The sequence below is a fragment of the Micromonospora sp. NPDC004336 genome (genome assembly GCF_053602615.1).
The window spans coordinates 73806-87817 of record NZ_JBSGDY010000003.1; the positions used below are offsets into that span (position 1 = coordinate 73806).

The 14012-nt window shown below is 74.5% G+C and carries 15 protein-coding genes and 2 pseudogenes; 3 read left to right on the forward strand and 14 right to left on the reverse strand.

Annotation, left to right across the window (positions count from 1 at the left end; translation table 11 throughout):
• Positions 1–286: 286 nt before the first annotated feature.
• Entirely contained in the window at positions 287–736 is a 450-nt protein-coding gene (locus tag ACWENR_RS01480) for an N-acetyltransferase family protein (protein WP_452275147.1), read from the reverse strand.
• A 90-nt stretch (positions 737–826) separates the two neighbouring features.
• Between ACWENR_RS01480 and ACWENR_RS01485 the strand changes: the two genes are divergently transcribed.
• The gene (locus ACWENR_RS01485) at positions 827–2008 is read left to right on the forward strand and encodes an aminotransferase class V-fold PLP-dependent enzyme (protein WP_452275118.1); all 1182 of its coding nucleotides are present in this window, start codon (positions 827–829) and stop codon (positions 2006–2008) included.
• A 381-nt stretch (positions 2009–2389) separates the two neighbouring features.
• Here ACWENR_RS01485 and ACWENR_RS01490 read toward each other — a convergent pair.
• Positions 2390–2980, reverse strand: a pseudogene (locus ACWENR_RS01490) (murein hydrolase activator EnvC family protein); the annotation flags it as partial.
• Between the two features lie 381 nt (positions 2981–3361).
• On the opposite strand from ACWENR_RS01490, the gene ACWENR_RS01495 reads away from it, so the two are divergent.
• Complete coding sequence (locus tag ACWENR_RS01495) at positions 3362–3991, forward strand: methyltransferase domain-containing protein (protein ID WP_452275119.1); 630 nt, start codon at positions 3362–3364, stop codon at positions 3989–3991.
• Between the two features lie 287 nt (positions 3992–4278).
• A complete protein-coding gene (locus ACWENR_RS01500) occupies positions 4279–5385 on the forward strand; it encodes a sulfite oxidase (RefSeq protein ID WP_452275120.1) in 1107 nt (368 codons plus the stop codon).
• Between the two features lie 106 nt (positions 5386–5491).
• Here the strand turns inward: ACWENR_RS01500 and ACWENR_RS01505 are convergent, their stop codons facing one another.
• The 12 genes and pseudogenes from ACWENR_RS01505 to proS all read right to left on the reverse strand — a co-directional run bounded on the left by ACWENR_RS01505 (position 5492) and on the right by proS (position 13954).
• On the reverse strand, positions 5492–5815 hold the full coding sequence (locus ACWENR_RS01505; RefSeq protein ID WP_007075222.1) for a DUF2469 domain-containing protein: 324 nt from the start codon (positions 5813–5815) through the stop codon (positions 5492–5494).
• Complete coding sequence (locus tag ACWENR_RS01510; RefSeq protein WP_452275121.1) at positions 5812–6624, reverse strand: ribonuclease HII; 813 nt, start codon at positions 6622–6624, stop codon at positions 5812–5814. Before ACWENR_RS01510 ends, ACWENR_RS01505 begins: the two co-directional genes overlap by 4 nt.
• Positions 6618–7106 carry an NUDIX hydrolase gene (locus ACWENR_RS01515; protein WP_452275122.1) on the reverse strand — a complete coding sequence of 163 codons (489 nt, stop codon included), beginning with the start codon at positions 7104–7106 and terminating at the stop codon, positions 6618–6620. Before ACWENR_RS01515 ends, ACWENR_RS01510 begins: the two co-directional genes overlap by 7 nt.
• Before the next feature lie 48 nt (positions 7107–7154).
• Positions 7155–7775, reverse strand: a complete 621-nt coding sequence (gene lepB / locus ACWENR_RS01520; protein ID WP_452275123.1) for a signal peptidase I — start codon at positions 7773–7775, stop codon at positions 7155–7157.
• Positions 7776–7784: 9 nt separating this feature from the next.
• Positions 7785–8659, reverse strand: a pseudogene (lepB, locus tag ACWENR_RS01525) (signal peptidase I).
• Between the two features lie 186 nt (positions 8660–8845).
• Positions 8846–9202, reverse strand: a complete 357-nt coding sequence (rplS, locus tag ACWENR_RS01530; RefSeq protein ID WP_089001547.1) for a 50S ribosomal protein L19 — start codon at positions 9200–9202, stop codon at positions 8846–8848.
• A gap of 141 nt (positions 9203–9343) precedes the next feature.
• The gene (gene trmD / locus ACWENR_RS01535; RefSeq protein ID WP_452275124.1) at positions 9344–10117 is read right to left on the reverse strand and encodes a tRNA (guanosine(37)-N1)-methyltransferase TrmD; all 774 of its coding nucleotides are present in this window, start codon (positions 10115–10117) and stop codon (positions 9344–9346) included.
• A 20-nt stretch (positions 10118–10137) separates the two neighbouring features.
• The gene (gene rimM / locus ACWENR_RS01540; RefSeq protein WP_452275125.1) at positions 10138–10863 is read right to left on the reverse strand and encodes a ribosome maturation factor RimM; all 726 of its coding nucleotides are present in this window, start codon (positions 10861–10863) and stop codon (positions 10138–10140) included.
• On the reverse strand, positions 10863–11123 hold the full coding sequence (locus ACWENR_RS01545) for an RNA-binding protein (RefSeq protein ID WP_176737275.1): 261 nt from the start codon (positions 11121–11123) through the stop codon (positions 10863–10865). Before ACWENR_RS01545 ends, rimM begins: the two co-directional genes overlap by 1 nt.
• Positions 11098–11556, reverse strand: a complete 459-nt coding sequence (rpsP, locus tag ACWENR_RS01550) for a 30S ribosomal protein S16 (protein WP_452275126.1) — start codon at positions 11554–11556, stop codon at positions 11098–11100. The genes ACWENR_RS01545 and rpsP overlap by 26 nt, the downstream gene beginning before the upstream one ends.
• 246 nt (positions 11557–11802) lie before the next feature.
• Entirely contained in the window at positions 11803–12450 is a 648-nt protein-coding gene (locus ACWENR_RS01555; RefSeq protein WP_452275127.1) for a DUF402 domain-containing protein, read from the reverse strand.
• 97 nt (positions 12451–12547) lie between these two features.
• Positions 12548–13954: a proline--tRNA ligase gene (gene proS, locus ACWENR_RS01560; protein ID WP_452275128.1), complete on the reverse strand. Its 1407-nt coding sequence runs from the start codon at positions 13952–13954 to the stop codon at positions 12548–12550.
• Positions 13955–14012 lie beyond the last annotated feature (58 nt).

A 14012-nucleotide genomic window follows, 5' to 3' on the forward strand; every position in this document is an offset into this window, starting at 1 on the left:
GGGCCGCCACCGGTCAGACACCCAGGGCCAGTGCGGCGCCGAATCCGCCGGCTGCCACGAGCGGCCAGACGCTCAGGGGGCGGCGCAGCGCTCAAGGGCGCCATGACGCTCAGGGGCGGCGCAGCGCTCGGGGGCGCCATGACGCTCAGGGGCGACGCGGCGACGAGCCCGGGCCGTCCGGCGCGGAGCCACGGAGCACGACGTGCGGCGGCCGGCCCAGGTCCAGGCACATCCGGACGTCGTCGTAGCGTTCGTCGCCCACCTCGATGACGTTCGGCAGCCGCCCTCACTCGCGGAAGCCGAGCCGCTCGTAGAGTGCGATCGCCCCGTGGTTGTTGCCGCGGACGCCCAGCGCGAGGGTCTCGATGCCGGCACGGTGGGCGTCGTCGACCAGGGCGCCGGTGACGAGCCGGCCGATCCCCCTGCCACGGGCGGACGGATGCGCGGTGATCTTCTCCAGGTCGGCGTAGTGGGCGAAGATCGGCTTCGGGCCGCGCCGCCAGATCCCGGTGCCCACGACCCGGGAGTCCAGCACGGCGAGCGCCAGCGCGGCGTCGCCGGCCTCGACCAGGCTGAGCACGGAGTCCAGCCAGGCGTCGGTCTCGGCGCGACCGGGTGGGACCGCGTACCCGATCGCGCCGCCGCGCTCGGCCACCGCGTGCAGCACCCGGTGCACGTCGGCGCGGAGCTGCCGATCGGCGACGGTCGGCCAGCGCAGCGCGACGGGGGCGTCCATGACAGGCGATCCTGCACGATCGAGGGGCGTCGACCGCACGGGCACCGCCGGAACGCCGGCCGGAGATCCACCGGCCGCTACGATCGTCGGGTGAGCGTCCCGCAGCCGCCCGAGCCGATCGCGGCAGCCCGCCTGCTCTTCTCGCTCGACCCCACCGTGAGCCACCTCAACCACGGCTCGTTCGGCGCGGTGCCGATCGCGGTACAGCGGGCGCAGCAGCGGCTGCGTGACGAGATGGAAGCCAACCCGCTGCGCTTCTTCACGCGGGGTCTGGTCGACCGGATCACCCACGCCCGCCGCCACCTGGCCGGCTTCCTGGGCGCCGACCCGGACGGCACCGCCCTGGTGCCGAACGCCACCACCGGCGTGGCCGTGGTGCTCCAGTCGCTCGGTCTGCGCCCGGGCGACGAGGTGCTCACCACCGACCACGGCTACGGCGCGGTCGCCCTCTCCGTCGCCCGCGAGTGCCGCCGTACGGGGGCGGTCACCCGGGCGCTGCACGTGCCGCTGGCCGCCACCGACGAGGAGATCGTCGAGGTCGTCCGCGCGGGTCTGCGTCCCGGCCGGACCCGGCTGCTCGTGGTGGACCAGCTCACCTCGGCCACCGCCCGGCTCCTCCCGGTCGCCGCCGTCGTCGGGGTGGCCCGGGAGCACGGGATTCCGGTCCTGGTCGACGCCGCCCATGCCCCGGGCATGCTGGCGACCCCGGTCGGGAGCATCGGCGCCGACTTCTGGGTGGGCAACCTGCACAAGTGGGCGTACGCGCCGCGCGGCAGCGCCGTGCTGGTGGTCGCGCCGTCGTGGCGGGAACGCGTCGAGCCGCTGGTCGTCTCGTGGGAACAGGAGTCGGGGTTCCCCAGCCGGGTCGAGTGGGCGGCGACGCAGGACTACACCGGCTGGCTGGCCGCGCCGGTGGGCCTGTTCACCCTGCGCAGCCTCGGCGTCGACCGGGTACGCGGGCACAACGCCGCACTGGCGGCGTACGGCCAGCGGGTGGTGGGGGACGCCCTCGGGGTGGCCCCCAGCGACCTGCTGGACCCCGGCGGACCCGGGGTGGCCATGCGGATCGTCCCGTTGCCGGCGGGCCTGGCCACCACCCTCGACGCGGCGCGGGCGCTGCGCGAACGCATCGCCGAGCGGCTCGCCACGGAGGTGGCGGTCATGGCCTGGAACGGCCAGGGCTGGCTGCGGCTGTGCGCGCAGGTCTACAACACCGCGGACGAGTACGAGCGGCTGTCGGTGCGGCTCCCCCCGCTGCTCGCCCAGCGCTGAGCGCGTCGCCGCCCACCGGCACCGCCCGCTGACCGACACCAGCCCGCGCCGACGCCGGCCCCGGCCGACCCGAGGCGGACCCCGCCCCGGCCGACGCAGGACCGGAGCCCCACCCGACGCAGGACCGGAGCCCCGCGCGATGCAGGGTCGGGTCGCCGCGCGACGCAGGACCGGAGCCAGCGCGACGCAGGACTGGAGCGCCGCGCGACGCAGGACCGGAGCGCCGCGCGACGCAGGACCGGGGCCCGAGCCCGGCCGACGCCGCGACCGCTGCCGAGACCGGACAAGGACGGCCCGGCCGGGCAACAGAGCTCCGGGCCAGACAGCGCCCCCCGGGCCAGACAGCGAGACCGGGCCGAACGTTGATGCCGGGCCGGCTTCGCCGCCGTCGAGCGGCAGTAGCCGCACCGCACCGAGGCCGAGCAGGGTCAGTGGGTCGAGGTAGTCGACGCCACGGCGCAGTCCCCAGTGCAGGCAGGCCGGCGCGGGACAGCCGGCATGGCCGGCGAGCAGCGCGCCCAGCGGCGCGCCGGCGGCGAGGTCGGCGCCCGGCCGGACCGCCGGCGCCACGGGCTCGTAGGTGGTCCGCAGTCCCCCGGCGTGCCCGACGGTGACGACCGGTCGGCCGGCGACCATGCCGGCGAAGAGGACCGTGCCGGCGCCTGCGGTCCGGACGACCGCACCCGGCGCGGCGGCCAGGTCGACGCCCCGGTGACCGGGCAGCCACGGGCGCGGCGGCGGATCGAACCGGCGCACCGGCCGGGGCACGCCGTCGAGCGGCCACCGGAACCGCGCCACCCCGCGCGCCGGATCCTGCAACGGGCGGGGCCCGGACGCCGAAACGCCGGCACCGCCGACGGCGGCCACGGACCCGGCACGCGCAAGCACAGACCCGACGCGCACGGGCACGGACGCGGACTCCAAACGCACGGGCACGGACTCCAAACGCACGGGCGCGGACTCCACGCGCACGGGCCCGACGCGCACGGGCACGGGCACGGACCCCACGTGCTCGGGCGCGGACCCGACGGGCTCGGGCACGGACGTCGCCGCCCGGACCGGTGTCGGCACCGGCGGCGGGGCGACGGGCGCGGCGGCCGGTCCGAGGGACAGCAGCGCGGCGCAGAGCACGGCGGAGGCGGTACGGGTCGGTGGTCGCATGGGCGCAGCCTGCGCGGCGGCCGCCGTGGCCCGCCACCCCGGCACCCGCGCCTGTGGACAACGGGGCGCCCTGTGGACGGTCCTCCGACACCGAATTTGATCTGCTATGCGCCTCGACCAACGCGCCCACGGCCGACCGGCACGGCCCCGAGCGGTCCGCCGGCCGGCCGGTCAACGCCTAGGCTGGGTCGGGTGACACGGGACTGGCACGCCTGGCACGAGGACTACGAGGATCCGGGATCGGCGCTCTCCCGCCGGCTCGCCGAGGTGCGGTCGCGGATCCGGGCGGCGCTCGACGTGGCCCCGCCCGGTCGGCTGCGGGCGGTCAGCGTCTGCGCCGGGCAGGGGCGCGACCTGATCCCCGTGCTGGCGGTCCACCCCCGGCGCGACGACGTGACGGCCCGGCTGGTGGAGTTGGATCCCCGCAACGCGGAGGTGGCCCGGTCGGCCGCCCGCGCGGCGGGCCTGTCCTCCGTGGAGGTGGTGGTCGGGGACGCGGCGCGCACGGACGCGTACGCCGATCTCGTCCCGGCCGACCTCGTGCTGGTCTGCGGGGTGTTCGGCAACGTCAGCGAGGCGGACGTCCGGGCCACGGTGCGGCACTGCGCGGCACTCTGCGCGACCGGCGGCACGGTGTTCTGGACCCGGCACCGGCGGAGTCCCGACCTGGTGCCGACCATCTGTGACTGGTTCGCCGAGGAGGGCTTCACGCCGCTGGCGGTGAGCAGCCCGGCCGACGGCGTGGGCGTGGGCGTGCACCGGTTCGACGGCCGACCGCGACCCCTGCCGGCCGGGGTGACGATGTTCGAGTTCGTCGGCTGAGCTTCACCGACAAGGCGCAGAGCAAGGTCGAGCAGCAGACCGGGCCCGCCGGAAGGGACCAGAACGGGCTCCGGGAGCGGCCGGGACGGGCGCCGGGAGCGGCCGGGACGGGCTCCGGGAGCGGCCGGGACGGGCTCCGGGAGCGGCCGGGACGGGCTCCGGGAGCGGCCGGGACGGGCTCCGGGAGCGGACCGAAACAGACGCCGGGAGCGGCCGGCGGGCCGGCGGAGGCCCTAGGCTGGGGCGGGCACGGCGGAGCAGCCGCCGGCAGGCCCGGGGAGGCCACTATGACCACTGTGGACGACGTGAGCCGGCCGTCCCGGTTGGCGGAGCCGGGCGAGGGGATCACCGTCGAGGAGCTGCGGCTGGCCGCCCGCAACCACGGCATCCCGCTGGAGGCGCTGCGCTACGACGTCACCCCGGCCGGCCTGCACTACCTGCTCATCCACTACGACATCCCGGACCTCGACCCGGCGACCCACGCGGTGACCGTCGGCGGCGCGGTGGACCGGCCGCTGGCCCTGGACCTCGCCGCGCTGCGCGCCCGCCCACGGGTGACCCGGCGGGTGACGCTGGAGTGCGCCGGGAACGGGCGGGCCCTGCTGCAGCCCAGGCCGGTGAGCCAGCCGTGGCTGGTGGAGGCGGTGGGCAACGCCGAGTGGACCGGCACCCCGCTGGCTCCGCTGCTGCGCGAGGCGGGGATCGCCGCCGACGCCGTGGACGTGGTCTTCACCGGCGCCGACCACGGCGTGGAACGCGGCGTCGAGCAGGACTACCAGCGGGCGCTGCCGGTTGCCGACGCGCTGCGCGAGGAGGTGCTGCTGGCGTACGAGATGAACGGCGCTCCGCTGCTGCCGCAGCACGGCGCCCCGCTGCGGCTGATCGTGCCGGGCTGGTACGGCATGGCGCACGTCAAGTGGCTGCGCGCGATCGACGTACGCACCGACGCGTTCGACGGCTACCAGAACGCGGTCGCCTACCGGCTGCGGCGGGACGCCGACGACCCGGGCGTGCCGGTGACCCGGATCGAGCCACGGGCGCTGGTCAGGCCGCCGGGCTTCCCCGACTTCATGTCCCGCACCCGGGTGCTGCGCCCGGGGCCCTGCACGCTGGACGGCCGTGCCTGGTCGGGCCACGCCCCGGTCGTCTCGGTCGAGGTGACCACCGACGGCGGGGCCACCTGGGCACCGGCCACACTGGACGATGAGGTCGGCGGCGAGTTCGCCTGGCGCGGGTGGCGCCACGAGTGGACGGCTGAGCCGGGGCGGCACGTGCTCGGCGCCCGCGCCACCGACGCGTCGGGCCGGACCCAGCCGGTCGAGCAGCCGTGGAACCGGGGCGGCTTCGCCAACAACCTCGTCCAGCGGGTCGAGGTCGTGGTGCTGCCGGGATGACGCCGACCGCCGGGGAGGCGGGGGGACGAGGACCGCGCGGCGGTGGGGGCGCCGACAGGGCCACCGGCCCGGTGGTCACGCCACCGGGCGGAACCTGGGCGTCGGGTCAGCCGCCGAAGCCGGAGTCGGCGGGGAGGGAGATGTCGGGCTTCTCCAGCTCCTCGACGTTGACGTCCTTGAAGGTCATCACCCGGACGTTCTTGACGAAGCGGGCGGGACGATACATGTCCCACACCCAGGCGTCGTGCATCTCGACCTCGAAGTAGACCTCGCCGTCGGAGTTGCGCACGTGCAGGTCCACCTGGTTGGCCAGATAGAACCGGCGCTCGGTCTCCACCACGTAGGAGAACTGGCGGACAATGTCGCGGTACTCCCGGTAGAGCTGCAGCTCCATCTCGGTCTCGTACTTCTCGAGATCTTCCGCGCTCATCGCACTCCGCCTTCCATGACCACATCTTCCCCCACCGACGCCGGAGGCCGAGGCTGCTCGCCCAACGCCACGCCGACGGTACCCCCTGGCGCGCAAGAGCGCCCCATCGGCTCGTCCAGGCTTGCGCCCACCGGTCGGCGGGCCCGGGGCGGGGCGCCGTCCCGGCCGGACACCGCCGCCACGTTTACGTACGAGAACCGGTGCTCCCGGCACGGCCCGCGCTCGCGCAGCGCCGCGCTGTGCTCCGGCGTGATGTAACCCTTGTGCTCGGCGAAACCGTAGCCGGGGAACGTCCCGTCCAGCTCGACCATGATCCGGTCCCGGGTGACCTTGGCGAGCACGCTCGCCGCCGCCACGCAGGCGGCCACCCGGTCGCCCTTCCACACCGCCAGCCCCGGCACGTCGAGGCCGTCGACGCCGAAGCCGTCGGTCAACACGTAGTCGGGGCGGGTGGCCAGGGACGCCAGGGCGCGGCGCATCGCGGCCAGGTTGCACACGTGCAGGCCCCGCTCGTCGACCTCCTCGGCGGGGATGACCACCACCGAGTACGCCAGGGCGCGGGCGACGACCTCGTCGTGCACCCGCTCCCGGCTGGCGGGGGTGAGCAGCTTCGAGTCGGCCAGGCCGTCGATCTCGCCCCGGCGCCCCTCGGGCAGGATCGCGGCTGCGGCGACCAGCGGCCCGGCGCACGCACCGCGGCCCGCCTCGTCGGCGCCGGCGACGTGCCGGAAGCCGCGCCGCTGCAACGCGCGCTCCAGCGCGTAGAGCCCGCCCTCGCGGCGCACCACCGTGCGCGGCGGCGTCAGCACGGCACACCTCCGTCGGTCGTCGGCGCCCCGGCCAGCGCCCTGGTCAGCACGGCCGGCAGATCCGGCGGATAGTAGCGCTCGTCGGTGGCGGCCAGCTCGTCCAGCGGCCACCAGCGGTGGGCGGCGACGCTGGCCCGCTCGACCTCGCTGAAGCCGGCGGTGTCCACCTCGTGCCCGCTCACCCGCACCAGGAAGAACTCCTGCTCCTGCCGGTACCAGACGCCGTCGAACGGATACTCGGTCACGTCGCGGTGCACCGGCGCGCCGAACGCCGGGACCGGCAGCCGCAGCCCGGTCTCCTCGGCCAACTCCCGCGCCGCGCACTCGGCGTACGTCTCGCCCGGGTCCAGCCCTCCGCCCGGGGTGAACCACCAGCGACCGTGCTCGGGACGGGCCGGGTCGAAGCCGCTGAACAGCAGCACCCGACCCGCCGCGTCGACGAGCAGGACGCGCGCCGCGCGCCGGGGGGTGTAGTCGGTCACCGCACCAGCCTGCCAGACGCCGCCGACAACGCCCACGCCCGGCGGCCCCTACGGCTCGGGGATCCCCTCGAACTCCTTGGGCACGCTCAGCCAGGTGGCCCGGTTGACCGGCCAGAACACCGTGAACGCCCGCCCGACCACCTCTTCCTCGGGGATGGTGGCGGCGTTGATGTCCTGCCCGGACTGCTGCCAGTGCTCGAGCGAGTCGCCCGACGCCTCCCGGTGGTCGCCCATCACCCAGAGCCGCCCCTTCGGGACGGTGATGTCGAACTCCTCGGCCGTCTTGTCGCCCGGGAAGATGTACGGCTCGTCCAGCGGCTTGCCGTTGATCACCAGCCGCTCCTGCGGGTCGCAGCAGACCACGTGGTCGCCGCCGACGCCGATGACCCGCTTGATGAAGTCTTCTCCGTCGGGGTTGCTGCTCCACTCCAGGGGCGCCTTGAAGACGATGACCTCGCCCCGGTGCGGCGACCGGAAGTCGTAGACCAGCTTGTTGACCAGCACCCGATCGTCGATCTGGAGAGTGTTCTCCATGGACGGGGAGGGGATGAAGAAGGTCTGCAGCACGAAGGCTCGCACCAGCACCGCGACCAGGATCGCCACGCCCAGGAGGATGGGCAGCTCCTTCCAGAAGGAACTGCGCGGCTTGTCGGTCTGCTCGTCAATCACGGAAGGAGCCTACGTTGCCGGGCCGGACGCCACCGTCCGGAACGCGCGAGAACGCCGAGCGCGGCCGCGACCGGCAGGAGGAGCAGCACGCCGCCGCCCGGTGTGGCACGGACGGGAGGCGGGGCCCCGGTGGAGGCGGCCGGCGGATCGGCGACGTCGTCGAAGGTGGCCGGCACCGACAGCGCGCTCCACCGCGACGACGGCCAGACCACCGTGAAGGCGCGGCCCACCACGTTGTCGATCGGCACCGCCCCCTGGCAGCGCGCGTCCTGCGAGACCAGCCGGTGGTCGCCCATCACGAAGATCTGGCCGGGCGGGACGATGACCTCGTCGAAGCGCCGGGACCGGCACTCGTCGGGGTTGGGCGGGACGTCGAGCGGCGAGTCCCGGATCACGTACGACGACTCGTCGAGCGGCGTGCCGTTGACCAGCACCCGTCCCTGGGCGTCGCAGCACCGCACCCGGTCGCCCGGCAGCGCGATGACCCGCTTGATGAAGTCCTTCTCGCCGGGGCGGCTGACCCCGACCAGGTCGCCGACCGTCCGGCTGAGCTTGCCCACGAAGCCGGGCTCCGGTTCGGCGTCGACCTGCGGGGCCCACCGGTCGGTGCCGCGGAAGACGACCACCTCGCCCCGCACCGGGTCACGTACGTCGTAGACGACCTTGTTGACCAGGACCCGGTCGCCGACGAGGAGGGTGTCCTCCATCGAGCCGGAGGGGATGAAGAACGCCTGGAGCAGGAAGGTGCGGATCAGCACCGCGAGGCAGAACGCGACGACCAGCAGCAGCGGCAGCTCCTGCCAGAGCGGCATCTGCCGGCGGGGCCGCCGCGCGCGTCGGCGCCACGGGTCGACGGCGCCGTCCTCGTCCAGCGTCTGCACCACGCACTCTCCGGTCAGCAGATGAGACAACTACCGCCCGGGAGCCTCGTCGAGGCCCCCCGGGCGGTAGTGGACGTCTCCCGGCCCCCGAGGGGGCGGGACGCCGGCCGGCTGCGCCCGTACGACCAGGGTAGTGCGGTCCGGCCGGTACGACACACGCGCAGCTCAGGCGGCGTGGCGAGCGAGAGGTCAGCTCGGCTGCTTCTCGCGCTTCTCCTTGATCTTGGCCTTCTTGCCCCGCAGCTCGCGCAGGTAGTAGAGCTTGGCGCGACGGACGTCACCGCGGGTCACGACCTCGATCCGGTCGATGGCCGGGCTGTTGATCGGGTAGGTGCGCTCGACACCGACACCGAAGCTGATCTTGCGGACCGAGAAGGTCTCGCGCAGACCGTCACCCTGGCGGCGGATGACGACGCCCTGGAAGATCTGGACACGGGACCGGTTGCCCTCGACGACCCGGGCGTGCACCTTGACGGTGTCACCGGCACGGAAGTCGGGGAGGTCGGTCCGCTTCGACTGGGCGTCAAGGGCGTCCAGGATGTTCATCGCTGCGTCCTCGTGAGGCTCACGGCGCACCGTCAGTCGGTGCGCGGGTGGGTGATTCTGATCCCCGGGTGGTGGTCGGCGACCGACCCCGGTCGAGGATCCTCGCAGCCGGCCGCGGCGCGGCCGGTTGCGGCAACCCCCCTACTTTGCCACATCTCCCGGCGGCACCTGAAATCCGGCCCGCTCCAGCGCCGCGACGTCCCGTTTGTCCAGGCGCTGCGGGTCGAGCGCGGCGAGCAGGTCCGGGCGGCGCAGGGCGGTGCGGGTCAGCGCCTCGTCGCGCCGCCAGCGCGCGATCCGGCCGTGGTCGCCGGAGCGGAGCACCTCCGGCACGTCCAGCCCCCGCCAGCTGGCCGGCTTGGTGTACATGGGGGCCTCCAGCAGCCCGTGGGCGTGCGACTCCTCGTCCAGGGAGCCGGCGTTGCCGAGCACCCCCGGCAGCAGCCGGGTGACCGCCTCCAGGATCACCAGGACGGCGACCTCGCCGCCGAAGAGGACGTAGTCGCCGAGGGAGACCTCGGTCACCGGCATCCTGGTGGCGGCGTGGTCGAGCACCCGCTGGTCGATGCCCTCGTAGCGGCCGCAGGCGAAGAGCAGGTGCGGCTCGGCGGCCAGCTCGTGCGCCATCGCCTGGGTGAAGGGGGCGCCGGTCGGGGCCGGCACCACCAGCCGGGGCGGGGTCGCCTCCGCCGGCGCGAGGGCGTCGAGCGCCTCACCCCACGGCTCGGGCCGCATCACCATGCCGGGCCCGCCGCCGTAGGGCGTGTCGTCGACCGTGCGGTGCACGTCGTGGGTCCAGATCCGCAGATCGTGTACGGCCAGCCGCAGGGTGCCGTTCGACCGTGCCTTGCCGATCAACGACAGGTCCAGCGGGGCGAGGTACTCCGGGAAGATCGACACGATGTCGACGCGCATGCGGGGGTGCTCCAGCGGCTCTACAGGTCGAGCAGACCGGCCGGCGGGTCGACGACGACGCGACCGCCGGCGAGGTCAACCTCGGGGACGATCGCCTTGACGAACGGGATGAGTGCGGTACGGCCCTCGGGACGGCTCAGCACCAGCAGGTCGGAGGCGGGGGCGTGGTCGATCCGGGCCACCTCGCCCAGCCGCTCGCCGGTCGGGGTGACCACGGCCAGCCCGACGAGCTGGTGGTCGTGGAACTCCTCCGGGTCCTCCGGCGGCGCGACGTCGGCGCTGTCGACCGCGAGCAGCGTGCCGCGCAGCGCCTCGGCCACGTCCCGGTCCAGGACGCCCTCGAACGCGACCAGCAGTCGCCCCTGGTGCCAGCGGGCCGCCTCCACGGTCAGCTCGGCGGGCACCCGGAAGGGCACGCCGGGCGCCGCACCCGACACGCCATTACCGGACCCGCCCGGGGGCACCGCCCCCGGCGTGGTGCGCGGCACGCCATTGCCGGACCCGGCCGGGGGCACCGCCCCCGGCACGGTGCGCAGCACGCCACTGCTGGGCACAGCCGGGGGCACCGCCCCCGGCACGGTGCGCAGCACGCCACTGCTGGGCACAGCCGGGGGCACCGCCCCCGGCACGGTGCGCAGCACCATGCCGGGGGCGAAGCGCGCCTCGGGCTCGTCGGTCCGCACCTCCACGGTGACCTCACCGCGGATGCCGTGCGGCTTGCCGATCCTGCCGACGATGAGCTGCATCAGTACGAGTCGACGATGTCGACGCGCACGCCGCGCCCGCCGATGGAGCCGATCACCTGGCGCAGCGCCTTGGCGGTCCGGCCGGACCGCCCGATCACCGTGCCGAGGTCCTCCGGGTGCACGCGGACTTCCAGCCGCTTGCCCCGACGGTTGTCGACCAGCCGGACGCGCACGTCATCGGGGTGGTCGACGATGCCCTTGACCAGGTGCTCCAGCGCCGGACGCAGTGCCATGTCAGGCCTGCTCGCCGGAGTCCGCACCGGCCTGCTCCTCGGTCTTCGGCGCCTCCTCGGCGGCCGGAGCCTCGGTCTTGGCGGCCTTCTTGGCCGGCTTGGCCGGGGTTTCGGCCAGCCCGGCGGCGGCCTTCGCCTCGGCCTCGTAGGCCGCGGTGCGGTCGAGCCGCTCCGGGGCGACCTTCAGCGGCGGCGGGGCCGGCAGGCCCTTGAACTTCTGCCAGTCACCGGTCAGCTCCAGCAGCCGCTGCACCGCCTCGCTCGGCTGGGCGCCGACGGACAGCCAGTACTGGACCCGGTCCGACTTGACCTCGATCACCGAAGGGTCTTCCTTCGGCTGGTAGATCCCGACGAACTCGATCGCCCGGCCGTCGCGCTTGGTGCGCGAGTCGGCGATGACGATGCGGTACTGCGGGTTGCGGATCTTGCCCATCCGCAGGAGCCGGATCTTTACGGCCACAGTTGTTTCGCTCCTGTTGCGATCTCACCAGCCCGACGAGGGCGGTGCACGGGTGAGCGCCGACCGGCACAGTGGGGTTGGGCCGGAGACTGCTCGGTGGACTGGCGACGTGCCCGGGTTAGAGGGCGCCGGACACACGCCGGATACCAGCCAGCCATTCTGCCAGATCCGGCCCGGATCTCTCACACCGGACCGCCCGGGGTCACCCACCCGTCGCCGGAAGTGACCGGAAACACACCCGTCGGGTCAGCGCACCGGGGGCCGGTCCCAACCCGGCGGAAGCTCGTCGGGGACGGTCCACCCCGCCGGCGGGACGAAGTCGCACCAGGTGCCGTCGAAGGGGAACTCCCCCGCCTCGGCCAGCGCGATCACCCGCTTGCCCTCGGCCCGGACCGCGTCGGGGTCGGGGACCCAGTAGTGCTCGGGCAGGGCGAGCCGCTCGGCGAACTCGTCCTCGTCCTTCCACTCCCAGCCGCGGTCGGGCCGGACGACCACGTCGAGGTCCTGGTCGATGATGTCGACCCCGGCGAGCCGGCCGTCGTCCCAGCGCACGCCGGGCTCCTCCAGGTTGACGTACCAGGTGGCGAAGCGGTCGTGCGCGTCGCGGAACCACCAGACCGAGTGGGCCGCCCCGGTAGGCAGGAACTTCAGCACCGACGGGCCGTGCCACCGGCCCGGGGCGAGACGGTAGGACGAGCGGACCCACTCGGCGAACGGGACCGACCGCATGCCCGCCCCGGCGTCGGTGACCTCGGCGGCGACCGGCGAGTCGCGGGCCACCCAGAGCAGCAGCCCCCGGTCGTCGTCGCTGACCACGCGGGCGGTGCGGACCCAGCCGATCCGGCCCCGGCGCACGTTGCGGTGGACGATCAACCGCCCCGGTTCGAACCTCACGCCCCGACCCTACCGCCGCCCGCCCCGTGGCCCGCCCGGCCGCGCGGGAGGGGTGCCCTTCGGAAGTCGGCGGGGGCACCCTCCCCGCACACCGCGCTCAGTAGGCGCGGGCCAGGACGGCGACGAGGTCCGGCTCGTCCTCGGAGTCGGGCACCGAGCCGTCGGCGCGCAGCAGGCAGCGCACGGTGACGCCCTGGCCGTTGGCCTCCGCCTCGCCCTGGGCGCCGACCGCCGACCACGGCACCATGGCCCAGCCGGTGGCCGCCGCCTCGATCGCCTCGGCCAGCGTCGACACCTCGACGGTGCGGGAGCGGCGGTGGGCCAGGGCCTGGTCGTGCAGCGCGCGCTGGTCGGCGTCGAGGGCGGCCAGCACGGCGGCGACCACGTCGGTGACCGGCGTCGGGGACTTCGAGCCGTCCGTACGCCGGACCACCACCGCGTTGCCGGCGGCCAGGTCGCGGGGGCCGACCTCGACGCGTACCGGATAGCCGCGCAGCTCGGCGTCGACGGCCCGGCGGCCGAACGCGGTGTCGGTTCGGTCGTCGAGCGCGACCCGGACGCCGGCGTCGCGCAGCGCGTCGCGCAGCTTGGCCGCCGCCTCGCTCACGCCCTCGCCGTCCTTGACGATCATCACGTACGCCTGCACCGGCGCCAGCTTCGGCGGCACCCGCAGGCCGTTGTCGTCGCCGTGGGCCATGATCAGGCCGCCGAGCATCCGGGTCGAGGTGCCCCAGGACGTCGTCCAGGCGTGCTCCCGGCCGCCCTCGGCGGAGGAGTAGCTGATGTCGAACGCCTTGGCGAAGTTCTGCCCCAGCTCGTGACTGGTGCCGAGCTGGAGGGCCTTGCCGTCGCCCATCATGCCTTCGCAGGTGTAGGTGGCGGTGGCGCCGGCGAAGCGCTCGCGGGCCGTCTTCAGGCCGACGACCACCGGGATGCCCAGCACGTTGACCATCAGGTCCTCGTACGCCTCGTGCAGGATCCGCCGGGCGTAGGCCCGCGCGTCCTCGCGGGTCGCGTGCGCGGTGTGCCCCTCCTGCCAGAGGAACTCGCTGGTGCGCAGGAAGACCCGGGGGCGCAGCTCCCAGCGGACCACGTTGGCCCACTGGTTGAGCAGCAGCGGCAGGTCCCGGTAGGAGTCGATCCACTTGGCCATGAACTCGCCGATGACGGTCTCGCTGGTGGGACGCACCACCACCGGCTCGGCGAGCTGCTTGCCGCCGCCGTGGGTGACCACCGCGAGCTCCGGCGAGAAGCCCTCGACGTGCTCCGCCTCGCGCTTGAGGTAGCTCTCGGGGATGAAGAGCGGGAAGTACGCGTTCTCCGCGCCCGCCGCCTTGATCCGGGCGTCCATCTCGGCCTGCATCCGCTCCCAGATGGCGTAGCCGGCCGGTCGGATGACCATGGTCCCCCGGACCGGGCCGTTGTCGGCCAGCTTCGCCTTGGCGATCAGGTCCTGGTACCAGCGGGGAAAGTCCTCCGCACGGGGAGTGAGCACGCGTGCCATGACCGCACATCCTATGCGCCGGTCGACGGGGCGACGCCATCGGGCGCGGCGTCACCGG